The organism is Granulicella aggregans (assembly GCF_025685565.1).
Taxonomy (GTDB): domain Bacteria; phylum Acidobacteriota; class Terriglobia; order Terriglobales; family Acidobacteriaceae; genus Edaphobacter; species Edaphobacter aggregans_B.
In genome coordinates this window covers 1-25,670 of sequence record NZ_JAGSYE010000005.1, presented here as the reverse complement: position 1 = coordinate 25,670, position 25,670 = coordinate 1, and the positions used below count along the sequence as shown (strand labels likewise).

18 protein-coding genes and 1 pseudogene are annotated in these 25,670 nt (G+C 56.9%); 12 read left to right on the top strand and 7 right to left on the bottom strand.

Features of this window, described 5'->3' with window-relative positions:
* Positions 1–59: 59 nt before the first annotated feature.
* From OHL18_RS20750 to OHL18_RS20740, 3 genes and pseudogenes are all read right to left on the bottom strand, one after another.
* Positions 60–986 (bottom strand): VWA domain-containing protein, encoded by a 927-nt coding sequence (locus OHL18_RS20750; protein WP_263376793.1) that lies wholly within the window; start codon positions 984–986, stop codon positions 60–62.
* 54 nt (positions 987–1,040) lie between these two features.
* Positions 1,041–1,184: a hypothetical protein gene (locus OHL18_RS20745; protein ID WP_263376792.1), complete on the bottom strand. Its 144-nt coding sequence runs from the start codon at positions 1,182–1,184 to the stop codon at positions 1,041–1,043.
* Between the two features lie 105 nt (positions 1,185–1,289).
* Positions 1,290–1,673, bottom strand: a pseudogene (locus tag OHL18_RS20740) (integrase core domain-containing protein); the annotation flags it as partial.
* Positions 1,674–1,757: 84 nt separating this feature from the next.
* On the opposite strand from OHL18_RS20740, the gene OHL18_RS20735 reads away from it, so the two are divergent.
* Together OHL18_RS20735 and OHL18_RS20730 are read left to right on the top strand one after the other, a co-directional pair.
* The gene (locus OHL18_RS20735) at positions 1,758–2,456 is read left to right on the top strand and encodes an IS6 family transposase (RefSeq protein WP_263376923.1); all 699 of its coding nucleotides are present in this window, start codon (positions 1,758–1,760) and stop codon (positions 2,454–2,456) included.
* 462 nt (positions 2,457–2,918) lie between these two features.
* A complete protein-coding gene (locus OHL18_RS20730; RefSeq protein WP_263376791.1) occupies positions 2,919–5,447 on the top strand; it encodes a putative bifunctional diguanylate cyclase/phosphodiesterase in 2,529 nt (842 codons plus the stop codon).
* A gap of 355 nt (positions 5,448–5,802) precedes the next feature.
* Here OHL18_RS20730 and OHL18_RS20725 read toward each other — a convergent pair whose 3' ends face one another.
* Positions 5,803–6,195 (bottom strand): response regulator, encoded by a 393-nt coding sequence (locus OHL18_RS20725; protein WP_263376790.1) that lies wholly within the window; start codon positions 6,193–6,195, stop codon positions 5,803–5,805.
* A gap of 21 nt (positions 6,196–6,216) precedes the next feature.
* On the bottom strand, positions 6,217–7,191 hold the full coding sequence (locus tag OHL18_RS20720; RefSeq protein WP_263376789.1) for a nucleoside hydrolase: 975 nt from the start codon (positions 7,189–7,191) through the stop codon (positions 6,217–6,219).
* 243 nt (positions 7,192–7,434) lie between these two features.
* Between OHL18_RS20720 and OHL18_RS20715 the strand changes: the two genes are divergently transcribed.
* From OHL18_RS20715 to OHL18_RS20705, 3 genes are all read left to right on the top strand, one after another.
* Positions 7,435–8,406, top strand: a complete 972-nt coding sequence (locus tag OHL18_RS20715) for a nucleoside hydrolase (protein WP_263376788.1) — start codon at positions 7,435–7,437, stop codon at positions 8,404–8,406.
* 16 nt (positions 8,407–8,422) lie between these two features.
* Positions 8,423–9,847, top strand: coding sequence for a purine-cytosine permease family protein (locus OHL18_RS20710; protein ID WP_263376787.1), 1,425 nt, complete (start codon positions 8,423–8,425; stop codon positions 9,845–9,847).
* 1,161 nt (positions 9,848–11,008) lie between these two features.
* Positions 11,009–11,284, top strand: coding sequence for a hypothetical protein (locus OHL18_RS20705; protein WP_263376786.1), 276 nt, complete (start codon positions 11,009–11,011; stop codon positions 11,282–11,284).
* A 462-nt stretch (positions 11,285–11,746) separates the two neighbouring features.
* Here OHL18_RS20705 and OHL18_RS20700 read toward each other — a convergent pair whose 3' ends face one another.
* Entirely contained in the window at positions 11,747–12,400 is a 654-nt protein-coding gene (locus OHL18_RS20700; protein WP_263376785.1) for a TetR/AcrR family transcriptional regulator, read from the bottom strand.
* 342 nt (positions 12,401–12,742) lie between these two features.
* Between OHL18_RS20700 and OHL18_RS20695 the strand changes: the two genes are divergently transcribed.
* Positions 12,743–13,699 (top strand): hypothetical protein, encoded by a 957-nt coding sequence (locus tag OHL18_RS20695; RefSeq protein WP_263376784.1) that lies wholly within the window; start codon positions 12,743–12,745, stop codon positions 13,697–13,699.
* A 487-nt stretch (positions 13,700–14,186) separates the two neighbouring features.
* Here OHL18_RS20695 and OHL18_RS20690 read toward each other — a convergent pair whose 3' ends face one another.
* On the bottom strand, positions 14,187–14,963 hold the full coding sequence (locus OHL18_RS20690; protein WP_263376783.1) for a TetR/AcrR family transcriptional regulator: 777 nt from the start codon (positions 14,961–14,963) through the stop codon (positions 14,187–14,189).
* Between the two features lie 218 nt (positions 14,964–15,181).
* Here OHL18_RS20690 and OHL18_RS20685 point away from each other — a divergent pair, with 218 nt between their 5' ends.
* From OHL18_RS20685 to OHL18_RS20660, 6 genes are all read left to right on the top strand, one after another.
* Positions 15,182–16,288, top strand: a complete 1,107-nt coding sequence (locus tag OHL18_RS20685) for an efflux RND transporter periplasmic adaptor subunit (protein WP_263376782.1) — start codon at positions 15,182–15,184, stop codon at positions 16,286–16,288.
* Positions 16,288–19,503, top strand: a complete 3,216-nt coding sequence (locus tag OHL18_RS20680; RefSeq protein WP_263376922.1) for an efflux RND transporter permease subunit — start codon at positions 16,288–16,290, stop codon at positions 19,501–19,503. The genes OHL18_RS20685 and OHL18_RS20680 overlap by 1 nt, the downstream gene beginning before the upstream one ends.
* Entirely contained in the window at positions 19,500–20,936 is a 1,437-nt protein-coding gene (locus OHL18_RS20675; protein ID WP_263376781.1) for an efflux transporter outer membrane subunit, read from the top strand. The genes OHL18_RS20680 and OHL18_RS20675 overlap by 4 nt, the downstream gene beginning before the upstream one ends.
* 407 nt (positions 20,937–21,343) lie before the next feature.
* Entirely contained in the window at positions 21,344–22,714 is a 1,371-nt protein-coding gene (locus tag OHL18_RS20670) for a hypothetical protein (protein WP_263376780.1), read from the top strand.
* A gap of 252 nt (positions 22,715–22,966) precedes the next feature.
* Positions 22,967–24,466 (top strand): CHASE2 domain-containing protein, encoded by a 1,500-nt coding sequence (locus OHL18_RS20665; RefSeq protein ID WP_263376779.1) that lies wholly within the window; start codon positions 22,967–22,969, stop codon positions 24,464–24,466.
* On the top strand, positions 24,432–25,337 hold the full coding sequence (locus OHL18_RS20660) for a fasciclin domain-containing protein (protein ID WP_263376778.1): 906 nt from the start codon (positions 24,432–24,434) through the stop codon (positions 25,335–25,337). The genes OHL18_RS20665 and OHL18_RS20660 overlap by 35 nt, the downstream gene beginning before the upstream one ends.
* Positions 25,338–25,670: the final 333 nt, after the last annotated feature.

Here is a 25,670-nt window from a genome sequence, read left to right as displayed (position 1 = left end):
AATGTTGGACGATGGATCGGGGCTCGACAGATTGGTACGAGATGCGATGGCGGTTTGGCTCAGCGGGGCGGCGCATAGTATCCGGAGCGCACTTCAATGTGATCCTGAAGATCGTTCGCGTTGAGTTCGACATGATGAAACCGTCCGTCGTGTCGCATCTCGGCGGGAACATACGTTAGCTGATACTGGTTCCGCTGGGTGGCCTCGATCTGACGGAGATCATCGAAGCTATCTGACTCTGATGTTGGAGAGTCTGAGGGATCGTAGAAGACTCGGCCACCGGTCTTCTCACTTAGCTCAGCGAGAGCCGATGCGCCGACTGAGCTATCCGTGCGGAAGGCGTAGATGGCTGTGTGGGCGTGCTGGCAGGCTTGAACGGTATCAGAGAGGTCAAAGCGACTGGCGTTATCGTCGCCATCAGAGAAGAGCAGAATGAGGTTGCTGGTCGATGCCTTGTCCGCAGCGGCGAACTGGTATTGGCAGGTCTGGTGTACGGCATCATAGAGAGCGGTTCCGGGGCGTGCGCGCTCTCCGTACACGGAACGATGGCGCAGGCTGGACTCCAAGGTCATTTCGTCGTTGGTCCAGAGCTGAACTGACTTTGAGACGGTGCCGAAGTTGGCGATGAAAGCTTGATCGCTGCTCTGCCGCAGAATGCTCTTTATAAATTGCAGGGCGATCTGGCGATTGCGAGTGAGAGAACCCGCCATGGAGTCGCTGGTGTCGAATAGGAATGCGAGACGAAGGGGGACGTCGCGAAGTATCTGGAACTGTGAGACCCGCACCGGGGAAAGGCCGTTGTCAAGGATATGGAGATCGGCCAGTTTAAGGTCGTTGAGAGGAAGCCCGTGGCCGTCGGAGGCGTGGAACTCCAGAGTTACTTCGTTCACCTGTACAGATAGTGAGAAGGGTGGCTGGGGCGTCTGAGCCGCTAGCGGCACGGACAGAAGTATGCCAAGGGCAGTCAGCGTGGCACGAACGAACATACGGGCATTTTAGAGCAGATGAATGGCTTGCAACCTTCGAGCCGTGATGTTGGGTTACGGTTTGGGGGCAGCGTCGGCCGGAAGGAGCCGCGAGGTGACTTCTCGCCGATGGTAGTTGCGATAGGTGGCCCGGAACGACCATGAAGTGGTGTGGAAGCCCGAGCCGCCGGTATTGAGCATGGTGATCAAGGAGGGCATCCAGAAGCTCTCTCCTCCGAGCTGGACGGGTGCATACTCGATAGTGAGTTTCCGTTGAAGGGCCCAGCATTTCTATACCAAGGTCAGAGTTAGTCTTCGACCGGTTTAGGTTCCAGCCAGTACGCGGCTAGCCGCGTACTGGCTGGCGAACTCGCTTGGCGTCCTGTCCGAGAGAGATGCGTGAGGACGACTGTCATTATATTCTCGCCTCCAGGCTTCGATCAGGTGCTTTGCCTCCTTCAGATTCATGAACCAGTGGGTGTTCAGGCACTCGGCGCGGAAGGTCCCGTTGAAGCTTTCTACGAACGCGTTGTCAGTCGGCTTGCCGGGCCTGGAGAAGTCGATCTTTGCCCCGTTCTGATAAGCCCATAGATCCATGGTATGACTGGTGAAATCGCTGCCGTTGTCACAGAACAACACCTTAGGCACACCACGTTCGAGTTTTGGCTTGTTCAGCGTGCGCACTACATCGTCTCCCTTCAAGCTCTGACGGCTCTGGTGCAAACTGAGCGTCGAACCGAGTAGAGTGGCCTTTCGGGAAGTTGAGGAGCGCTTGTGGGCCATCTGAGCAGCATGGAAGAGTTGTTTGCGGGTCGGCATTTCGACCGCGAGGTGATCATTCTATGTGTGCGTTGGTACCTTCGTTTCAAGCTGAGCTATCGTGATTTGGTCGAGATGATGGGCGAGCGCGGACTAGACCTTGCCCATACGACCATTCTGCGCTGGGTTCGGCGGTATGTCCCGGAGTTCATCAAGCACTGGAACCGGTTTCGCAAGCCTGTTGGCAGGTCCTGGCGAGTGGACGAAACCTATATCAAGGTACGCGGCCAGTGGACGTATCTGTATCGAGCCGTGGACAAGGCCGGTCAGACTGTTGACTTTCGGCTCAGCAAGAGACGGGACGTGACAGCAGCCAAGGCCTTCTTTCGTAAGGCCATCCGGCATGAGGGGCGGCCGCCGCGGACGATTACGTTGGACGGCTATGCCGCCTCGCATCGCGCGGTGCGCGAGATGAAGATCGACGGCGTGCTTCCAAGACGCCCAAGATTGCGATCATCGAAGTATCTGAACAACCTCATCGAACAGGATCATCGAGGCATCAAGTCAAGAACTCGCCCCATGCTTGGGTTCAAGAGCTTCTCCGCCGCTGCCGTCACGATTGCCGGAGTGGAACTGCTTCGTCGTATTCACAAGGCACAGTTCTCCCTCAGCCGCCTCCAACTCAAAGACCATGCTGCGCCCGCACTCTGGAATGCAGTGCTCGCTGCCTAATCGAAAACCACGTCGCCAGAAGAACCGCGGCCGTCGAGAAATTTGCACCAGAGCCATTCAGATTGCAGGGCAGTTTGAGGGGTGGGCCAAACCGCTGACCCACTCATCACGGACAGTGAGATTGAGCCAGTGATGAGGCCAATTTATGCTCTTCCGGTCGGAATTCGATGGGATAGAGCGCCGGTGCAAGACTAGGCCACAGTTCGCCGCAAGCGCGGCGTTTTCACGTCAGAGCGAAATCTCATGGGGCACGAAGAGAGCAAGAGTTGATGGACGGCCGAGATTAGGAGTCGATCTGGAGCGAGAGGAGACAAGACGGCTCAAGACGGAACGAAGCAGGCGCATACCCGAAGGTGTCATTGATGTTTGCGTTCAATGAATCGATGATATGTGAGTCTAATCAGAGATCCGAAACTCCACGGAGCGTGGCGAGTCGAGGGCCGACGAGCAGGATGCAAAGTTGTGGGAGATCATTTGCAGGGATCATGGATCAATCTCGTCCTGCTAGGCCTGCTGATTACGTTCTTTGGTGTGCAGCAGCGGAATCGCCCGCAGTTGTACTTCCGGTTCTGGTTTGCCGGCTGGCTGCTGATCTTTCTCAGTTTCATTTCGAACGAACTGAAATTTGCAGACCCTAAAGCTTCTCTCCTCAACGAGCTATTTCGTCTCGATACCGTCTTTCTAGGCGGTGCCGCGTTCGTAATCTCGTTCGTGGTGAAGGGAGGCAAGGTACTGAAGCCCCTTCTCCTGGGCATAGCTGTCACTGTGCCTGGATGCCTAGTGATCGACCTTAACGCGATAGGACATACTTCTTACTGGTTGCTGTGCCTGCTGATTGTGATCGGTCAAGCTTCCTCGCTCCTTGTGAATCTATATCTGCCCATGCGGTGGAGGCGCGTTCGAAGCTTGGGCATTGCCCTCTGTATAGTTTTCTGTGCGGCGACATTGCACGTTGCAAAGGACAGCGCCTCCCTCCATGAATGGATCATGTGCGAGATCTTCCTCTATGCTGGCTTGCTGTATGCGGGGACGTATCGTCGTCTAAGCATTGAGTGGATGGCTGGAACTATCGGTTTCATCGCTTGGTCTGGTTCGTATCTGTTGATCGCCCCCCTAAAAGTGCATCCCACCGCCCTCGCGTTGCTCTGGCAGTTCTGGAGTCTGCCGAAGTATGTTGTCAGCTTCGCGATGACCCTCCGGATCTTCGACGGCGCACGCGCCGACATCGCAAAGCTGGCCGATGGGTATAAGTTGCTGTACGAAGACTTCCGCCTTCTCTATGAAAACCATCCTCTCCCAATGTGGATCTATGACAAAGATTCCCTGAGGTTTCTTTCAGTAAACTCGGCCGCTTGCTCGGGCTATGGATTCACCAAGGAGCAATTCCTCGATAAAACAGTCTCTGATCTGGTTGTAGAGGAAGATACCGACGGATCAGAGGAAATTCTAACCAACTCTCTTAGACAGCATCTTCAGTATGGGCGCCACCGGCTCAGTGACGGTAGAGTCATCTCGGTGGAGATGACCGAGCGGGAGATTCAATTCGCCAATAGGTCTGCGGGATTCGTGCTCGCCATAGATGTCACGGAGCGTGAAGAACTAAACCGCAAGCTGGTATACCGCGCACAGCATGACGTGCTAACCGGGTTGCCGAACCGATTGTTGTTGGAAGATCGTTTGGCCCAGAGTCTCGAACGCGCTAATCGTGACAACACGCACGTCGCTCTCTTCACCGTCGATGTGGATCGTTTCAAGCTGGTCAACGATACCTTTGGGCACGGGGTCGGAGACGAATGTCTGAAGAAGATCGCTAAGCGGCTAAGTGGCCGCGTCCGGAAGGCGGACACGATCGCCAGGACTGGGGGCGAAGAGTTCACGATTATTGTTGGCGGGGTAGTCGATCCGGACGATGTAGAGGTTATGGCAGAAAATCTTCTCCGCCTCTTCGACGCTCCTTTGTGTATTCCTGGGCAGGAACTTAAGGTCTCGATCAGCATAGGTGTCTCCCTTTATCCAGCCGACGCAGTGGATGCGGACAACCTGCGGATAAAGTCGGATCAAGCGTTGTTCTATGCAAAGCGTAACGGACGCAACCGCTTTGCGATAGCCTCCGAAGAGGTGTGCGCTTCGTTCAACGACGCCCTGGCGGCAGAGCGAGCGGTACGCAACGCACTGAGAGACGATGGTTTTGAACTTCACTATCAGCCGATCTACGACAGGGAGGGAGTTGCCTCGAGGTTTGAGGCTCTGCTACGGATGAAGCCCTCATGCCCGGAAGTGTTACCTCCTGCTATGTTTATCCCAATCGCAGAAGAAAGCGGTCTAATTCTAGCGATCGGAAGCTGGGTCATCCGTCAGGTATGTGCCCAGTTGGTAGCGTGGCGAGACGTCGCCGATACCCGAGTGTGCGTTGCGATCAATGTGTCCGCGCGCCAGCTTGCGCAAAAAGAATTTGCCGCACGAATACTGGAGATACTGCGGGAGCATGACTTGTCCCCATCCTCCATTGAGTTTGAGCTGACCGAGACGGCCCTGATGTCCGAACCTGAACTGATCAAAGACAGCATGGCTAAGCTAGCCAGCGCAGGCATTCAGTTCGCGATCGACGACTTCGGCACAGGCTACTCTTCGCTGGCCCGCCTCGCGGACCTTCCGATTGCCACCCTGAAGATTGATCGGTCTTTTGTCGTTCAATTGAACCGAACTAACCGGAGGAACGGGATCGTAACATCTATCATTCAGATGGCAGAGACCATGGGCGTAAGCGTGGTCGCCGAAGGGGTGGAAGACGAGATCCAGCTAAGCCTCTTGCGGGGCCGCGGTTGCGACTACTTTCAGGGCTACTATCTGTCGAAGCCGATGCAGGTTGAAACGTTGACGAACGCTTTTGAGGAGCAAAGCCAACTCTTGCTCCGACACCCGAACTTCGATGCACAAGACACGTCTCGCAGCCACTGCGGAAGAGAGCCCTTACTCATAAATCCTGAATGACCAGCGTGCCGTTTCGGCCTCAGGAATCCGATAAGAGTCCGAGCTCCGCTTCTGTGAAGCCACCGTGGAATGCGACAACGTTTATTGCACCGTGCTGGCAGCATAACCCAAGGCAAACCGACCAAGGCGTGATGTCGCTCAGCAGAGTTCGCGAACGCCGTTAATCCTCCATTGCGCCCCACACGATCAGCGAAGGCTCGGGATCCGGGAGCCTTGCTCTTATCCCGCTTGAGATTTGGTCTCTGGAGATGATCTTTACTCTTTCGATTAGTTTGAGCGGATGTAGAGGCTTCGAAAGCACTTCGATATCGTGACCGAGTTCCAGGGCATATTCCCGGAGATCATCCACTCCGGCCTAGCCGGTAAACAGAAGGATCTTGCATTGCGGATGAGTGTCGCGCAGTCGGGTTTCCAGGTCGAAACCGCTCATCTGGGGCATGATGATGTCCGAGATGACAAGGTTGGGTGGTGTAGCGGCACAATGATCGATCAGATCCAAGGTATCGCTAAAAGGAGCGCAGTGAAACCCTTCCCAGTGAAGGATGTGTGCGGTTGTTTCTGCAATTGAAGATTCATCGTCCACGATGAAGATAAGGAAGGGATCGGACATCTGGTTCATTCGGTCTCTGCTGTCTTCGGTGAAAATCACATAAGTGTTTCTACTACGCGGGTCAACCCCACCTATCGGAAACCTCGCCTTTGGCCGTTCATCTGTGAAGCTGCCAACGACGAGCGCTTTCGCCTTCAAGGCGAGCCTCCTAGAAACACGTTAGCGAAGCGAGTCGGCGAGAGCCTTCTTCCAGCCTGCTATGTCGAGTTCCCAGCAGATGTCGCTTGGCACGGCGCTTGCCAGCACATCTTTCCAAACGAGGTGATTGCGTTGATCGGTCGTGACTCCAAGTCGATCGACGATCGTCATTCCGCGCGTCATTTCGCTGTTGGTTTCAATGCTGACGAAGTGCCTGCTTGAGGACAGACTGAGGCGGGGATCGAGGAGGATCGCCATGGCGATGGGATCCGGGAGAGAGATACCCACCTCGCCTGTTTGAACCTGATAAGCGGCGGCGGCGGCGCTGTTGCAGCGGATAGCGAAGTCCGCAAGGGGAGTGTTGAGAGCGCCTATACGTTTGATGTCGGCGTCCTGAAGCGCGGCATCGAAGCGCGAGAGCTGCCAGCCAATCATCTCAATCCGCAGACCGGAGAGGAAGACGATGCGCGCGGCCTCCGGGTCGACCCAAATGTTAAATTCAGCGGCCGGAGTGACGTTACCCTCACAGCAGGGCGCGCCGCCCATTACGACGCAGCGGGCTATGTTGGCGATAATGCGAGGTTCCCGTGCGATGGCAACGGCCAGGTTTGTCAATGGGCCGAGGGTGATGATTTCAACGCCCGGGTTCGCAAGGACGGTCGCAATGATCGCGTCGACTGCGTGGATTGGCTCGGCAACCCGTGCCGCTGGTGCAAAACCGTGATCACTCAGTCCATCAAGTCCGTGGAACCACTCAGCTGTCTCGAGCTCGCGAAGAAGAGGTTTGGCCGCACCCGTATAGACGGGAACCTTCGCACCGCAGAGTTCCACCGTGTAGAGGGCGTTGCGCGTCGCCTGATCGACCGGGACATTGCCGGCAACGGTAGTGATTGCCGCGATATCCACGCGCGGCGATCGAATGGCCATGATGAGCGCTACAGCGTCATCGGAGGCGGTGTCCGTATCGATCAGAATAGTGCGGCGGCTTGAGGTCATGGACATCTCCTGAGATATGGTGCCATGGCGGGCCACGTTGTGAGGGATCCAATCTAGCAAGAGACAGCGGCGTTCGCTCCGGCCGCTCTCCGTTGTCGACCGCAGTCGTTGAATCTGTATGGAAGGGAGAATCATGGGAACGGGTTATGCTATGTGGATACACTTGTCCGATAGAAATTGCGGCGGTATATATTCTCTCCGCCAATCTAGATTCCGCCGGCTTTGGCACTTGTTGGAGGCGAGATGAGGAAGGCTTTATTGTCCAATCCCCAGAGCGTAATCTTCGATACTGATCCGTCGCCGGATGATGCCGTCGCCTTCCTTGCCGCACTCGCCTCCCCGACAGAGATTGAAGTGCTTGCCATCACAACGGTCGCGGGAAACGTACCTGTCGAACTTACTTCGAAGAACGCACTGAAAGCCCTGGCGCTTGCAGGTCGAAGTGACATTCCTGTATACAAGGGAGCTTCCGGGCCATTGGTTCGCGGCCTGATCACGGCGGAGCACGTTCATGGCCGAACGGGTTTCGACGGCTACGATCTCCCGGAACCGCACACCGCGCTTCAGGCTGAGTTCGCGCCCGATGCGATTGTCACCATGGTGATGTCTCGTCCCGCAGGGTCGGTCACCCTATGCTGTCTAGCGCCTCTGACCAATATCGCGTTGGCATTCGAGCGTGAGCCGCGTCTTGCACAACATCTTGCCGGGATCGTCTTGATGGGCGGCGCGATGTCCGAGGGTGGGAACATCTCGCCCGCGGCAGAGTTCAACTTTTTTGTCGATCCGGAAGCGGCTTCAAGAGTTTTCAGCAGCGGCATCGCCATTACAATGATCCCGCTGGACTGCACACACCAGGCGCTGCTCACAGATGCCCGACTCGAGGTATTACGAACAATGGGTACCGCTGTCGGTACGGCCTTTTATCACCTTATGGAGTTCAATAAGCGCTTTGATCGCGCCAAGTACGGATGGCCGGGCGGACCTCTACACGATGCCACGGTGACAGCCTATCTGCTCAAACCCGAGTTGTTCACGGGGCGCAAGGTCTTTGTAGATATCGAGCGCAGCAGTCCGCTGACGCTCGGCGCAAGCGTCGTCGATTGGTGGGGAGTGACTGGTAAGCCGCCCAATGCACTGGTTCTGCGTACGATCGATGCAGACGGTTATTTCCATCTTATCTTCGATCGTCTAAGCCGTTTTCAGTCCAAACCTTAGGCGGGAGTTCGCAATCATGATCGCCGAACCGGCTGCAATCCGATCAGAACCATCCGCGGTGGAGCACTTCTCGATCGAACCGATCCCGATCAAGCTGAAGACCGTTCGCTGGCCTGATCTTTTCCTCCTCGTCAGCAATTTCCTAATCAATCCGTCGACCATCCTGATCGGTGGCCTTGCAGTCGTCTCAGGACTATCGTTCTGGTCGACCATAGTGACCTGCACGATCGGTATTCTCGTCGTCTTCGTGGGATACATCGTCATGGCGACGGTCGGTGTTGATTATGGACTGACCGGGCAGGTCACCTGCCGCATGGTCTTTGGCATTCGCGGGGCCAAGTGGCTGCCATCGACAATGCGCACCCTTGCGTCAACCTATTGGTTCGCCGTGCAGACGGTGATCGCCGCTTCGGTCATCGCTGCTGTGTTGCGTCAGACGACAGGACGCCAATATTCGCTTGTATGGATTGGGCTGTCCTTGGCTGCAACGCAGGTTATCCTTGCGCTCTTCGGGTATAGCTGGCTGAAGATGCTGTCACGGTTCGGTATGCCGATCAAACTTGGCGGCATCGTTTATCTCTTCTGGTTACTGATGCATGTGAAGGCAAACAGTTATCGGCCGTCCTCCGTCTTTCAGTTTCATGCGCGCTCTGGTTGGAACTATGCCCTCTGCGCCGTCTGGTTCGGCAATATAGTTGCGGCATGGCTTACCATGATCACCGATGCGGCGGACTTCTGCCGTTATACGCGCAGCCGCACCGATATGTGGTGGGGGACCATGCTGGCCGCGTTCCTGGCGACAGCGTTCTCCGTTTCGCTCGGTGCCTATGGCGCTGCGGCCTCGTTGGGCCGTGAAGCGAATCCATTCTCGCTGGCTGCCGAAGTAGACCCTCACTGGAGAACTTTGCTGATTTTGCTTGTCGTGATTGCGCTTGATGAAACCACCATCAACGTCTTGAACGTCTACACAGGAGGGCTGTCTCTAAGTAACGTATTTGAGAGACTCGGTCGATTCTGGAATACACTTCTGGTCGGTATAGTCAGCACCGTTCTAGCCGGCTTTCCGGTATTGCTCACTCGCCTTGTTCCCTTCACGACGATGCTGGGAAACCTCTTCGCTCCCCTTGCCGGCGTCCTGATCGCCCACTATGTGTTCATCGAGCGGATGCAGGTCGATGTCGCTGCACTTTATGATCCCGCCGGCCGCTATAGCTACTGGCACGGCGTCAACCGCTCGGCGATGGTCTGGTGCGTCTTAGGATTCGGCTTCTATTACGTCCTCCCGGTTTCGGCGTTACCGCCCCTACTCACACCCTTGTTCACAGGCGGAGGCTATTTATTAACGGAACGCTTGCAGACACATGCAAAGCTGAGTTTTAGGATCAAGTGCCGCTCGCTCCAAAGGTTCTCTGGGCGGCTCTGGTGCAAACGGCCAGAGTGATCGGGCGGTAGTGGTCGGGCGAACCGATTTTGTCGTTATTCCGAAACTCTGCGAACCGTCTTCCTCATTCTAGGGCACTTGCCTATACCAGAAACTGGTAGAAGAGTGCCGTAACTGGTAGAAATATGCCCTAACTTGTAGAACAATCGTGCATGGAATCTGCAAGCCATTGTCGGGCCTCCAAACCAGACTTTGAGACTGCGTACCCGAAAGACTGGGAAACCGCCAGCAGACGAGCCAAGGCGATGGAGGAGCTTCTCGCCGATGGAGCCGGTCAGTCGCGGATAGCGTCAGTCGCCCGCGAACTTGGCCTTTCCGCATCGATGGTGTATCGCCTTCTCGCACGATACCGAAAGAATCCAGCGCCAAGCGAGTTGCTGCCGAGGAAGGAGGGGCGACCGTCCGGTGTCCGCAGGCTCGACGATAATGTAGAAAACCTCATTGGGGAACTAATCGTCGGCTACTACTTGAAGAGAGAACGGCTGCGAATCGTTGATCTCTACCGGCAAATAGCTCTGTCCTGCCGGGTTGCGAACCGCTGAGTCCCTTCATACAAAGCGATTCGGGCTCGGGTGAAGCAAGTAGATCCAGCGCTAATCGTGCGGGCTCGGGAAGTATCCAAGGCCTCGCGGGATCGATTCAAGCCTGTGAAAGGTGGGCTGAGGCCAACCAAGCCTCGCGAGTTGTGGCAGATTGACCACTCCCTCGTCGACGTCATCCGCGTGGACGAACTGGAGCGTCGGCCAATAGGGAGGCCTTGGCTGACGCTAGTGATCGATGTCGCTACCCGTATGATTGCAGGCTTTTATCTGACGATGGATCCGCCATGCGCCACATCTACAGCTCTCGCCATTAGTCACTCAGTTCTCCCAAAATCCGGTCCATGCCTCGAGTCCGACGAATCCTGGCCAGTCGAAGGGCTGCCGGACGCAATACATCTCGACAATGCGAAAGAGTTTCATAGCCAGGCGCTGGAGCTGCGCTTCGGTCAGCTCAACCTCTTCACAGCAGGTTGGGTGTTCTGTGACCCATACGCGAGTTCCGCCGACCCCTTCAGAGAACCTATTGTTTCCGCATCGAGCTCCGAATGTTCAAGCAAGCGTGTGAATGCCTCGACACTGCAGGTTGACGATCCGCTGAAACCGAACAGCGAACGGATCTTTGCCGACGGAGAGATGGCCGAGCGGATACGCCGTCATCCATGGGAGACCACGGCGATCGGCGCGACGGATCGCTCGTGGCTTCAACGCCACCGAGGACAACCGGATCACGGGCAAGGCCACCCACCCCAGCCCACGCGACGTGATCGACGTGCTGACCCCCGAAGGCAAAGTTCGGTGGTGCTTTACCGCCTCACAGCCGCCAACGATCTCGGACTCACGGACACCGTTCCAACTCGGATCGGCGAACTCACCGATGGCCGCATGCGGCCCATAACCTTCGCAACCTTACTCTTGATTTTCAAGCTGCCGCGCAGAGCCGCCTCGGCTGGGCCGGCGACCCCGCGATGCGCTTTCTGTAGGCGCTCCATTCGCTGCGCGACTTGCTTTCGTCCGACCACGGAACCTGCACAAGCGCCTCATCTCCATTCTCAAAGACCCGATCCTGGGTTGGCCATTCAGGACGACTGCGCAGAGGTCTGTCGGCCTTGCCGGAGTGGATGCGAGTAATTGAGCGCGACCTGCTCAAGCAGGCTCATGCTGGTGTACCCGCCCTGGCACCCACCGCTCATCGGCACCAGCCCGCATCATTAAGAAGCAGACGGTTGCACTCGGCCGATGACCGAGGGTCGAGGAACTTGTAGAACCTGATCATAAACAAAGGCTTTTCATACAAAGCGCTGGGAATCAGAATTCAGAAAATGGACTGTTCGGGCTGTGCGGAACGAGAGAACAGATACTAGCCAGTTGAACCATATCCATGCAAGAAGCAGTCAATCGCCTCCTTCACCCGCTGCCGCATCTCCGCCTTCGTTGGAGCCGGTGTGGAGCGGAGTTCCATAGCGAAGTGGAACTCCGGGATGACAAGGTCGAAGAACTGGCGCGCGGCGACATGGGTATTCGTCTTCCGCAATCTCCCCCTCTTCACCTGCCCTGCAAGGTAGGACGCAAGAGCGGCCTGCACTCGTTGCGGACCTTGGGAATGAAATGATGCGACGATGTGTGGGAAACGCCCCTTTTCCATCACGAGGATACGGTGAAGGGAGAGCGCTTGAGGAGCAAGCAGAAGCGACAGACCGAGCTCACCGAAAGCGGTAAGTGCTTTTTCCGGGACGTCCTCGGACAGGAGAACTGAGTTTAGCTCTCCCTTGAGAAACTCGGTACGGCGAAGCAGCACCCTTTCAAAGAGTTCTTCCTTAGTCGGGAAGTGGCGATAGAACGTCTCCGTGGAGGCATGGGCCTGTTTGGCAATTGCCCCCATGCTCGTTGCATCGAAGCCCTTTTCCATAAACACCCGGGTTGCTGCATCGAGCAGTCGGTCTAGGAGCAATTCCGTACGAAGCTCGGTCTTCGACCGTTCCGTTGTCGTCTTTGTGGCCGCCTTCTTCATCATGGATTTCAAGCTACCGATACCTGCAATGTTCTTTAACGCTGTGCATCCATTGTTACATGCCGAAACGAACGTTTCGCACCGAGTGGGGTCGCATCGTGCCCTGCCATAACCGAAAGATGGAACCGCGGCTTGCCCCGTTTTCCTCTTCATTCAGCTCAGGCTGTCTGCTTCCCTGAAACTTTCTTTCAGATCGCGAATCTACTCTTAACAATACGAAACGAACGTTTCGGTTCGTTTATCGCAAATTGATCTCCGACCACGCGTCGCAGCTACGGTACATGCGATGCACTCCGCACACAGCCAACCGTACAAGCCGCTGAAGCGGCCATGAAAGGATTTCCCTTGAATCGTCTACAGTACTTGACTGCCCTTCTGTCGCTCACTGTCGGTTCGTTGCATTCGCACGCACAGGCGACACAAACCTCCCCATTGGAGATAGCGGATGCGACGGAGACTGCCACATATCCGGTCACCCATATCGCCGGCCTTTCGGGTACTACATCAAACTTGAAGGGCGACCTCAGTCTCTCCCAAACAGCACTCCGATTCACAAGCGCCGGCTCCCATGTTGAGATTCCGGTCTCACATATTGAAGCAATTTCCATCGGCGATGAACGCGTGGAGACCGGCGGCGGAGCAGGTTTGATCCTGCGACTCGCGGCACCTCCGTTGGGCGCAGTCACCCAGAAGAGCATCGATCTGCTCACCATCGAATACCGTGACGAAGACGGCGGTTATCACGGTACGGTTCTTGCAGCGTCCAAAGACGTCGCGGAACGTCTCAAAGGTCAGCTCTCCTCTCGATTGATGACTGCCGACGGGGCCCTCACGCCACCGTGCCAGAAGCAGGCGACCAATCCCACTGCCATCGTTTTGGAGCCCATCGCTGTGTCAGGTGTACAGTTGCCCGCCGAGTATCGCGCACTGCTCTACGAGGACCTCGTTGCGAAGCTCCACCAAGAAGCGCCGTCAACCTCGTTTGTTCGTGCAGGAGATCGCAACTCGGGTCCAGGATGCACGGGTATGACGCTGAAGCTGACAGTCACCGGCTTCAAGAAGGGCAATCGCGCTGTGCGTTCTTCAACCGGCCCCGTTGGCTTCTTGACAGCAAACACGTCGCTCTCAGTCCACATCGATCTCACAGACAGCTCTGAGCACACTCTCATTTCCGCGGGTGCAAGCAGTAACAACCGGATCGACAGAGAAAGCCTCGACATCACCAGTATGGTTGCCAGCAGAGTGTCGAAGAGAGTCGTCAAGGCGACTTCCACACTTGAATCCAGAAAGAAGGTCTCTTAGGACAATGAGATGAACAGGAGGGCGCCTTACTGGCCGCTCATAAAGGTGTCGATCGCAGCCGCGATCCTGAAGCCGCTCTCTTTCGGAGAGCGGTGCCAAGACCGATCTGCAGACGGAGGGTCTGAGAAGCGGGGTATTTGGCGGAGGCGCAGTGCTGCCTAAAGTAGTGGGTCCCTATCACTACTACAGCGCGGAGGCGAACCTGTCCGAGGAGTTCACCCTTACTGCGCTTCACAACCTGCGTTCGGCGGATCGGTCGCGTCAGGCGGCATTGCTGAACGGCCGCGATGCGCGCGAGATGGTGGTTGTCGCAGTGAGCGGCTCCTACCTGCGCGTACTGGCTACACAGGCTCTGGTCGCTTCTCAAGAGGCGCAGTCAAATACGCGGAGTTCTCGGACAAGCAGGCGAAGCATCAGACGGACGCGGGCACCAAAGCCTAAATCGATGCCAACCGCAGCCTTGTCGAAATGCAGACACAGCAACGGACTAGGAACGGGAACCTCGCAACCAGTCACTCAAGAGAATCGACGCCAAGGGTGGGATGGTTTGCGCCAGAACGTCGCGATTCATGACCTCGGGACTGAAGAGAGCGCTGACGGCAAATCCCTCCAGCAGCGCCTCGATGGCAAGGCCCCTGCGTGGTTGCTCAAGTGGGGCTCTTTCGTCGAAACTGAACTCTCTTGGAAGCTCTTCCATCTCGTCGGGCATCAGGGCATCGAGGTGGCGCTTCGCCATTTCCGCCCGCATCTCCGGATGACGGATGGCGAACAATTTGAACTCGAGTTGGAGCAGAAGACTCTGTGAATCGTGGATCTGTTCCAGGAGATAGAGAGCGACTCGTCTCTCACGAGCTTTCTTCCCTCTAACGTTCGCGAGCAGGGCGCTTACCTCGGACCTGACACGCCGGAACGTAATACTTCGCAGCGCGATGAATATCTCCGCCTTGCCGTCGAAGTTGGCGTAGAACGCTCCACGAGTGCGCCCAGCGTCCAGCGCGATGTCTTCGATCCGTGCCGCCTCAAAGCCATCGCGCGCGAAAATTCGCTCCGCGGAGGCGAGCAGTGCCGTCCGGGTCGCCTGTGTCCGCTCACCTTGGCGCAGGCGACGGGCAGGCTTTGCATCCTCATTTGGCTTGCGACGAGGGCTGGTGTCGGATTGCGAATTGGTTTGTTTTTTCATTTTTTTTTGCACCGATTGGATGTTCGCAAGCATATATACATGCGTGTATGTTTCTATTTTACCGCCGAGCCGCTGTTCTGGCACGGCAATTCAGGAGATTCTTCTTGACTTCTTCCTCAGAAACGCCCTCCTCGCTCCGTGTCACATCTCCTTTACGAAACGTCTCGAAGACTGCGCCTCGCAAACTCTGCGTTATCGCAAGTCTATTCGCGGCATTGTCTCCCGTGTACTTGCTTAGCGGTTGCAAATCGTCCGGACCGTCGTCAGGTGCCGGAGGTCCTCAGGGGCCCCTTCCGGTCCAAGTGACCGCTGCCGCCTCCGAGTCGGTCCCGATCATCGGCAACTGGGTGGCGACTACCGACGGATATGTGAACGCGCAGATACAGCCTCAAGTATCCGGCTACCTGATCCGGCAGGACTACACCGAAGGCAGCGAGGTCCACAAGAACCAGGTCCTCTTTGAGATCGATCCTCGGCCGTTCCAGGCCACGCTCGACCAGGCGCAGGGACAATTGGACCAAGCCAAGGGACAGCTTGGACAGGCCCAGGCTGAGGTGCAGCTCGCTGAGATCAATGTCCAGCGCGACACCCCACTGGCTCAGGCTCATGCTATCGCCCAGAGCACCCTGGACAACGAGACCAAGACGCTCCAGTCGAATCAGGCCTCGGTTGCCAGCGCCCAGGCCGCGATTGCAAGCGCCCAGGCACAAGTCGAATCCGCGCAGCTCAACCTGGGCTTCACCAAAGTGCGATCGCTCATCGACGGCGTCGCCGGACAGGCCGCGCTTCAGGTCGGCAATCTGGTAAGCACCTCTTCCGTACTCACAACGGTCTCGCAGCTCAATCCGATCAAGGCCTACTTCTACATCAGCGAGCAGGAGTATCTCGCGCTCGCGGCTCGGGCCCGTTCCAGCGGCCACGCTGACCTGCTGGATACAGGCGCTTCCATTCCGCTCAAGCTCACGTTATCGAACAACCAGGTTTTTCCGGAGTCTGGGCGAATCGTCTTTGTCGATCGGTCGGTGAGCTCACAGACTGGCAGTATTCGCCTTGCAGCGGCGTTCCCCAACCGCAATAATCTGCTGCGGCCGGGCCAGTTTGGCCGCATCAGCGCACAGACCCAGGTGCTTCAGAATGCTGTTGTCATCCCGCAGCGCGCCGTCTCCGAACTGCAGGGAATGAACCAGGTCTACATCGTGGGCTCGGGCAATGTGGCGCACGTGCATACCGTCCAGCTTGGTCCTCAGATCGGTCAGGACATCGTCATCACCAAAGGGGTCGATGCAGGCGAGGTTCTCGTCACCGAAGGCAACGACAAGGTCAAAGATGGTGCCAGGGTCGCCCCGCAACAGGAGACTACCGCAACCGCAAGCAACGCCGGACAAGCTCCGCGAGGGGAGAATCAGTGATATCGAAATTCTTTATTCGTCGCCCCATCGTGGCGATGGTCATTGCGATCCTGATGGTCATTGGCGGATTTGTATCGATGCTCAGCCTTCCGACCGCGCAGTTTCCCAACATCGTCCCCCCCGAAATCCTCGTCCAGGCAACCTATCCTGGCGCCGACGCCAGGACTCTCGAACAAGCCGTCGCCACGCCCATCGAGCAACAGATGAACGGCGTCGATAACATGAACTACATGCAGTCCACCAGCGCCAGCAATGGCCAGATGCAGCTCACGGTGGACTTCGACGTAAAAACCAACGCGGACAACGACCAGATCCTGTCGCAACTCCGCGTGTCGCAGGCGGAGAGCCAGTTGCCGACTGCGGTAAGCACTGCCGGCCTCACGGTCCAGAAGTCGCTGACGTCGCCGTTGATGCTCCTGTCGGTTTCCTCTCCTCACTCAACCTACGATGGGACATTCCTCGCCAACTACGCGTACATCAACCTGGTCGACGACATCACGCGCGTGAAAGGCGTGTCTCGCGTGCAGGTCTTCGGCGCTGGCCAATACGCGCTGCGCATCTGGGTTCGGCCCGATCAGCTTGCGAAGCTCGGCGTCACTGTACCGCAGATCACGCAAGCCCTACAGACGCAGAACACCGTAAACCCTTCCGGACAGATCGGCGCCGAGCCGATCCCCAGCGGACAGCAGTTCACCTATACCGTCCGGACGCAAGGCCGACTCGTCACCGCGGAGCAGTTCGGCAACATCATTCTTCGCTCCAACGCCGACGGCTCCGTACTGCACCTGAAGGACGTCGCACGCATCGAATTGGGCGCTCAAACTTACAACCTCAACGGCCGGTTTGAGGGGAAACCTGCAGCCATCCTGGCAATCTATCAGCTGCCCGGCTCGAACGCGGTGCAGTGCGCCAAGGACGTCCGCGCCGAACTCGCCAAACTGTCCAAAGCCTTCCCACCCGACATGGTGTCCGCGGTTCCGCTGGACACCACCAAGGCCGTCAGTGCCGGCATCCACGAGATTCTGGTCACGCTGGTCATCGCGCTCGTCCTGGTCATGCTGGTCGTCTACATCTTCCTCCAGGGCTGGCGAGCCACGCTCATCCCTTTGCTGTCCGTGCCGGTTTCGCTCATCGGCACGTTCATCATCTTCCCCGTTCTCGGCTTCAGCATCAACACGCTCTCGCTCTTCGGACTGGTGTTGGCCATCGGTCTCGTGGTCGATGACGCCATCGTCGTCGTCGAAGCCGTCGAGAAGCACATTGAAGAAGGTATGTCCCCCAAGGATGCCTCCTACGCCGCCATGGAGCAGGTATCGAGCCCCGTCATCGCCATTGCGCTCATCCTTACCGCCGTCTTTGTGCCGACGGCTTTCATCCCTGGCATCACCGGTCGCCTCTATCAACAGTTCGCCGTGACCATCGCTATCTCGGTCCTGTTCTCCGCGTTCAACGCGCTTACGCTAAGCCCCGCCCTTTGCGCCCTGCTCCTGAAACCCACGGATAAGAACGCCAAGCCCGGTCTCCTGGGCCGCTTCTTCAACGGCTTTAACAAGCTCTTCGAGAGGGCGACCAACGGCTATGTTGGCCTCTCGGGATGGCTCGTGCGCAAGTCGATTGTCGGCATCATCATCATCCTTGGACTAAGCGCCGTGGTGCTCCTGCTCGGAAAAGGCCTGCCCGGCGGCTTCCTGCCAACTGAGGATCAGGGGTATGCCTTCGTCAACCTGCAACTGCCGCAGGGCGCCAGTCTCGAGCGCACCACCGACGCCGCGAAGTCGGTCGAAGACGCTCTGCACCAGGTGCCGGGCGTTCAATCCGTCGTCTCCGTCGTGGGCTTCAGTCTGCTCTCGCAGACGCAGAGCACCTACAACGCCTTCTTCTTCGTCACGCTCAAGGACTGGGACGCCCGCAAGAGCAAGGAGGAACAGTTCGCCGTCATCCAGACCAACCTCTCGAAGACTCTCGGCGGCGTCAAGCAGGGGATAGCGTTCTCCTTCGCGCCGCCAGCTATTCCCGGCCTGGGAACGTCGGGTGGCGTTAGCATGGTGCTCGAAGATCGCTCTAACTCGACCGACCCGAACTTCCTTACCGGCAACCTATACAAGTTCCTCGGCGCGCTAAACCAGCGGCCGGAGATCGCCGCTGCCATCCCAACCTACTTCCCCGCCGTCCCGCAACTCTACGTAGACGTCGACCGCGAAAAAGTCGCACAGCAGCAGGTAAATATCGGCGACGTCTACACGACGCTGCAGGCCTTTCTCGGCGGCTCGCTGGTCAACTACTTCAATCGCTTCGGACGTCAATGGCAGACCTATGTCGAAGCGGAAGGCGATACGCGCACGAACATTGACAATATCGGACAGTTCTACGTGACCGCCGCCAATGGCAATCGAGTTCCGCTCTCCGCCATCACCACGGTCCGGCGCATCGCGGGTCCCGAGTTCATCACGCGCTATAACGAGCACGAAGCGGCCTCGATCACCATCGTCGCAAAACCCGGCTTCAGCACCGGGCAAGTCATGAAGGGGCTGGAACAGACCTTCGCCCAAACAATGCCGGACGGCATGGCGATGGACTACTCCGGCCTAAGCTTTCAGGAGCAGCAGGCGCAGAAGAGTGTCCCTGCCTGGGTGGTCTACGCCATTTCCATTCTGCTCTGCTTCCTCATTCTTGCGGCGCAGTACGAGAGCTGGTCGTTGCCGTTTGGCGTGCTGCTCAGCACACCCGTAGCGATATTCGGCGCATACCTCGCGCTGACCATGAGGCACATGGAAAACGACGTCTACGCCCAGATCGGCCTGGTCATGCTCATCGGCCTCTCCGCCAAGAACGCGATCCTGATCGTCGAGTTCGCCAAGGACGAGTATGAGAACGGCAAGAGCATCTTCGAGTCGGCCATGGGAGCGGCCCGTCTGCGCTTCCGGCCGATCCTGATGACAGCCTTCGCGTTCATCCTTGGCTGCGTGCCCCTGTGGTTCGCTACGGGAGCGGGCGGAGTCTCGCGTCAGATCCTAGGCACCGTCGTCATCGGCGGCATGCTGGCCGCGACCATCATCGCGATCTTCCTCGTCCCCACCACCTTCTCTCTCGCCGAGCTCGTCGCGCAGCGCCTCGGAAGTTCGCACAACGCAGGCCTCGACTCATCCCACGATGCCGGTCCGCCTGAAGATAACTCCACTCCTCATTCGGCTCCCCAACAGGTAGGTGCGGCATGAAATGGAAACTCGCTCCCGCAACACTGATTATCGTTGCCGCCACTGGTTGCATGGTCGGCCCCAACTACAAGCGGCCGCTCGTCAACACGCCCGCGGCCTACCGCGGCGCTCCCGAAGTGATTCCCATTGGCACTCCGCTTGGAGCCGAAAAGTACACTAGTATCTTCACCGACCCCGTCCTTCAATCCCTCATCGCCGAGGCATTGAAGAACAACTACGACGTAAAGATCGCGGCCGACCGCGTGCTCGAACAGGAGGCGGAGGTCGGCATCACCAGGGCAGGCCAGTACCCGACGGTGAGCCTCGGAGGCACCTACGACGCCGTGGCGCTGCCCGGCGGTCTGCTCAGCGGCCTGGGAAATAACAGCGGCAGCTCAAACTCCAACGGTGCGAACAGCAACCAGGGGCATACGAAGATTTACACCGGCGGCTTGACTGCCTCCGTGGCCTGGAACCTCGACTTCTGGGGCTACTATCGTCGTCAGACCGAGGCAGCCCGCGCCTACCTGCGCGCCACCCGATGGGCGCAGCAGACCACCTATTCGACGCTCGTAGAGAACGTTGCCACCAGCTACTACCAACTCCGAACGCTCGATTCCGAGCTGACCATCGCCAAGGACGAACTCAAGGCTCGCAAGGATTCGTTGGAACTGACGCACAAGCTGGAAACCGGAGGCAGCGACTCCCTCGTCGACGTGCGTCAGGCAGAGGAGCTTGCATACACCGCTGAGGCACAGATCCCCGATCTTGAACGCCAGATCACCCAGCAGGAAAACAGCCTTTGCATTCTGCTCGGCCGCGCTCCTGGCCCGATCGCTCGCGGCCTTCCCATCGACCAGGCTCCGCATCCAACTGAGGTTCCCGTTGGTCTGCCGTCCGATCTTCTCGAGCGTCGTCCCGATATCCGCCGAGCTGAGGAGCTGCTCGTCCAGGCAAACGCAAACATCGGCGTCGCAAAGGCCCAGTTCTTTCCTCAGCTCTCGCTCTCCGGTACGGGCGGAACGAGTACAAGCCAGCTCAAGGGAATCGTCGAATCGAAAAATCTTTACTACTATGCGTTCGGCTCGGTGAGCCAGCCGATCTTCGAAGGCGGCAAGCTAACCAACAATCTCCATTACGCAAAGGCCGAAGATCAGGAACTCGTCGATACCTATCGGCAGACGATCGCCGGCGCCCTTCGCGATGTCGACAACGCTCTCGTTGCGTACAGCAAGACCCGCGAATACCGCGAAAAACAGGAGAAACAGACGGAAGCCACTCGTGATGCAGTTCGGCTGGCGCGTATGCGCTATCAGGCTGGAGCCACCAGCTATCTCGAGGTCTTGACCAATGACGCCAATCTCTACACGTCCGAGCTGACCCTCAAGACCGCGCAGCAGCAGGAAGCGCTTTCGCTGGTGCAACTCTATAACGCGCTTGGGGGCGGCTGGTAGTGTCGTCTGGGAGGACGCAGCAGAAAGGAATTAAGTTGGGCACCTCGTCGACGTCACCACACACCGGCAGCCGCATTGGATTGGGATAAGGCTTCAACGACGGAGAGCAACTCTCGACTTCGTGGACCACTGAGCGGTAAGCCTTTTTGCGAGCGAAAGACTACAGCCCTGCTGCTCCAAGGTTTTGGACAGTACAACACGCAAGATACCTGAAAGGATAGCAAATGAACCAAATTGAAGAATCACCTAAAGGGGCTCTGTTACAAATAATACCGCTGGCTAAGGGTCCCCGAGCCGCTGTCTTTAGCCTATCCGTCGTCACTTCCACCAGCGCCCGCGACAACACCATTACGGTAACGAGGCAGGACGGGCAAAGTGTATCGTACGATCCACGTCGCTTGTCAGGGGTGAACGTTTACAGGGAGGAGCCGCGTGAGTTTGCCACAGGCGACCGTCTACAGTTCACCGCCACAGACAAAGACCTAAATGTCGCGAACCGGGATCTCGGCACCATCACGAAAATCGAACCCGGCCAGCTCACCGTCCGCATGGACGGGAAAGAGGACCGCACCGTCAGCTTCGATCCAGCGCAAATGCGGCACATCGATCATGGTTACGCTGTGACCTCGCACGTCTCGCAAGGGCTTACCGAGGGCCGCGTCATCGTCAATATCGATACAGATTCCTCAAGAAATCTCATCAACACAAGGCTCGCCTACGTCACGATCTCTCGCGCGGAGACGGACGCTCGAATCTACACCAATGATGCCGAAACTCTGGGAGCACGACTCGCGACCGATGTCAGCAAAACCGCCGCGGTTGATTTTCGGCAGCCTGTGGTCGCCCCCCGCCGCCCAACTGTCGAACCCGAAGTACACCAATACTCAGACCCGAATCATCGCATCGCCGCCGTCGCCACCGCCTACATGCAGCGACCCGACAGTAGCGTCATCGTTGCACCAGATCGGGCGGAACGCCAAGAGCTAAACCAGCTCATTCGCGCCGATCTCCAGGCACAGGGGACACTCTCGCCAGACAGCAAATCGCTTACCGTCCACGTCGAGCAGCCCATAACCAACGCAAAGTTAGCCGCACAGTACACACCCGGCGACCTCATCCAGTACGGGCAGGGAAGCCCCGAACTCCACGGAATCAATCACAACAGCGTTGGAACGGTTCTAGCGAGTAATCCACAAAAGAATGCGCTCACGGTTCAAATTTCGACGGGTGATTGGGCTACCTATAGTCCGCACCTCACCAAAACGATGACGGCGGAAAGCGCTGTCTACCGAGTCGAGCAACGAGAGATCGCTCAGGGCGAACGGATACAAATCACATCGGCTATGGCGGAACTCGCCATTAGAAAGGGTGAGTTTGGCACGGTCACCGCAATCAGCGAGAGCAGGGAACTAGATGTCCAGCTCGATAAAGGCAAAACAGTCCATCTCGACCAAAGGCAGGCCCAGCACATCGAACACGGTTACGCAGTCGAAGGTATCAGAGCTGGAGCGCCCGAGCGGATCATCGTAACGCAAGAGGCGGCGCTTGAGAGCCAGAGAGAGATAGCCTCGCTCGCACGTAGCGGAAGAGAAGTGAGCGTCTACACGTCCGATGGATCGAGCCCGGCCCAGGCTCTCAAGAATCCCACCAGCCTTCCACAACAAAAGCAGATCGATACCACTGCCAACGTCATCGCTCAGGACAACGCACTCACATCTCCAAGCGTTGTTGCGCCCGAAGCAACCCAGGTTCAGCATCGTCGGGGCATGGGCATCTAGCCTCTCCTGCCTGGGCAGGATCAGGAAATTGGATTCTCCAACGACTTCAAAGAGTTTCTCTTGGATTGCTTCGGTTTGCCAACTATAGTGTAGACGCGGAATATTATCATCGCCCTCTTCATAAGTGAAGTTGTGAATTCGATCTGAAGGGAGACTTCGACGTTCATGGTGAAATGTTTCCGGCTTGCACAGCACCACTTCCGGGAAAGGCGTCAACGGGTTATTGTGGCCTGGTCTCGGGTGTCGGATAGTATGCCGCTCAAGGACTTCGCAAAGCCCTCTGTGATCGTCGTCTTTGGGCTGGTCGCCTTATGGAACCTGCTGATCTCAGGGGGCAAGTTCTTGAATAGGCAGATTGACCCCATGCATCCGGTAACCAAAGCTTTAGTGGATACCCTGCGGGAGCTACGCGATGTCAACTTGGATCTTCAAATGCGGCTTTATCAGCCTATTACCTGGCGAGCGATCCCACTCAAGAATGAATACGTTCGACTGGTCTATATCGATGACCAAGCTCATTGGAATTACATGTATGGGAATATTCCAACAGATCGGAAGCAACTGGCCAAGCTGATCTTGCACGCTGCACAATTACGGACCAGAGCTAGCGTTATCGGAATCGATGTAGAACTATTGAAGCCTCTAAACCCTGAGGGAGACGATCCCAGAAGAACGCAACCTCAAGACTCTGCGGCAGTTGTGCAACGTCAAACATCATGCAGATGCAGCCAAGCTGTATTGCCGACAGTGGCCCCTGCGCAGCCCTGCCTTTCGCTCGGGGACGCTGCTCCCGGTCCGACAGCAGTGCCATATCCGTTGGATTGCGATACTCCCGACCTGTCAAAGTGGAGCGATAACGAGGCACTTGCCAAAGCTATCCGCTTTGCTACAAATCATGGAGTTCCGGTGATTCTTGGTAGCGTTCTATATCGCGATCTGGGACAAAAAGAAGATGATCCAGCAAGTCAGTTACCGCCACTGTACTCGCTTGATGATTTAGATCCATCGAAATGCATCGGTCCTCGTTGCACGGGATTTGGATACATCAATTTGCCTAACGATAAGCGGCAAATTTCTGTAACCCTGGATGTGCGAGGCCCGGATGGTCGCCGAAAAGCGGTCGATTCTTTTGCATACAAGATCGCGAAGGCTGCGAAGAGTTCGGACAACATCCTCTCCGATCCTGAGGATGCCACCCCAGGTGCAGAGGTCTTCGGCACGTTCTTACCCGAGCTCGACTTCGCCCCAAGTCGAATCGATTTTGCGGAATTGGCTAATGCAACCTACAAAGCAATGTCTGCCTGTAATGGTCACGTCGTCTTGATCGGCGGCCGTTGGAGGGCTGAGCAGGGCCGGGGTGAACCCGTCGACCAGCACCTCAGTCCCGCTGGTGAGATCAGCGGCGTAGCCCTTCATGGAACCTATATCGAGGCTCTGCTAGCCCACCAGACATCTCACGAGTGGTCGTTCTGGCCGAATGTATGTCTCGACATCGCGCTGGGCCTGCTAATCTTTTACGCTTTTGGAAATATCCAGAACCGCCGAAGAAAGGCCTTGTGGCTGATTATCGGCATGATTAGTGTTGTGCTCATCGCTTGGTTCTCGATGGGCTTGTTCAACAGGTATCTAGATTTTCTCTTCCCGATTGAGTTATATTTCGTTCATATTCTTGTCGAAATGCTAGGGCACAAGCATCACTCTCCGAGCGGAGATTCTCATGTCTCTGAGCATCAATCAGATCCGTCGATTTGAATGGCCAGTGAAGGCCTGTTTCCTTCTGATCACGGCGGTGTGCTTCGCTGGATTAGCGACGCTAGCGAAGTCGAGTCCGGCGACGTCACGAACAATCCCCAACGCCGTTCTGACACGCCTTGACGACATATCCGCACAGATTTCATATCGAGACCGTGACGACAGAGTGATCGTGATTGACCTCATTGTCGATGACAAGACTCGAAAAGGAGATATTAGAACTGGGGACACCGTAGTTGTCACATTTGTAGATAAAGGTAAGCAGCACATCGTGCAATCTATCAAACTCTATGTTCCGACGGAAACCACGCCTGTTCCGGGTGGTGAGCTTGGGGGTGTTGCTGGAGTGGACGGCAACTCCTATCCTCCGGTGCAGGGCGGAGGGGGGGGGAGGAACCCCGAAGTTGGTGGCGCAGCAATGTACGCCAACAAGAACATCATCCAGAACGCGGTCAATTCGCCCATCAACAGGACACTCGTTGCTGCCGTCAAGGCTGCTGGCTTAGTCGATACGCTGAGCGGTCCCGGGCCCTTCACGGTGTTCGCTCCAACTGATGATGCTTTCGGTAAGTTGCCGGCCGGTACAGTCGACACTCTTGTAAAGCCTGAGAACAAAGACACCCTCGTCAAGATCCTCACTTACCACGTAGTCCCTGGCAAAATTACCTCCAAGCAGCTCGAGAAATTGATCAAGAAAAGCGGCGGTATGGTAAGGCTCAAGACAGTTCAGGGCGAGGACCTTAGCGCCAGCATGTCTGGATCCAACATCGTGCTCACCGACGCAAAGGGGGGAACCTCCACGATCACCACCGCTGACATCATGCAGTCGAACGGCGTCATCCACGTCATTGACACCGTCCTGATGCCATAGTTCCACGGGATCGGCTATAGGCAGAACACTCCCGACCTTACTGGAGCCCTTTGGCACACTTGGAGAGGGGTGACACATGATCTCCTGTTGAACCGATTGGACTGCGCCCTTGGTATCCAAAACAGATCAGTCGGACTATAGCGTTGCGAACAAAGCATTTAAGTCCGATAATAAGTGTTACGTATAGTTACTCTGTAGCGGCTCGTTAGAAATGTCATGGTCTGGCCCGATAGAAATGTCAGGGTCTAAGGATGGCATGGATTTCTATGAGCGAACGCGATCTTAGGCGGATTGAAGTGTTGAGCGACGTGCGGGCCGGACGTCGCACGGTGG

Bases quoted from the DNA above. Each gene is read 5' to 3' on its own strand.
- OHL18_RS20750 (WP_263376793.1), bottom strand. From the start codon at position 986: ATGTTCGTTCGTGCCACGCTGACTGCCCTTGGCATACTTCTGTCCGTG.
- OHL18_RS20745 (WP_263376792.1), bottom strand. From the start codon at position 1,184: ATGCCCTCCTTGATCACCATGCTCAATACCGGCGGCTCGGGCTTCCAC.
- OHL18_RS20735 (WP_263376923.1), top strand. From the start codon at position 1,758: ATGGAAGAGTTGTTTGCGGGTCGGCATTTCGACCGCGAGGTGATCATT.
- OHL18_RS20720 (WP_263376789.1), bottom strand. From the start codon at position 7,191: ATGACCTCAAGCCGCCGCACTATTCTGATCGATACGGACACCGCCTCC.
- OHL18_RS20715 (WP_263376788.1), top strand. From the start codon at position 7,435: ATGAGGAAGGCTTTATTGTCCAATCCCCAGAGCGTAATCTTCGATACT.
- OHL18_RS20710 (WP_263376787.1), top strand. From the start codon at position 8,423: ATGATCGCCGAACCGGCTGCAATCCGATCAGAACCATCCGCGGTGGAG.
- OHL18_RS20700 (WP_263376785.1), bottom strand. From the start codon at position 12,400: ATGATGAAGAAGGCGGCCACAAAGACGACAACGGAACGGTCGAAGACC.
- OHL18_RS20675 (WP_263376781.1), top strand. From the start codon at position 19,500: ATGAAATGGAAACTCGCTCCCGCAACACTGATTATCGTTGCCGCCACT.
- OHL18_RS20665 (WP_263376779.1), top strand. From the start codon at position 22,967: ATGCCGCTCAAGGACTTCGCAAAGCCCTCTGTGATCGTCGTCTTTGGG.
- OHL18_RS20660 (WP_263376778.1), top strand. From the start codon at position 24,432: ATGTCTCTGAGCATCAATCAGATCCGTCGATTTGAATGGCCAGTGAAG.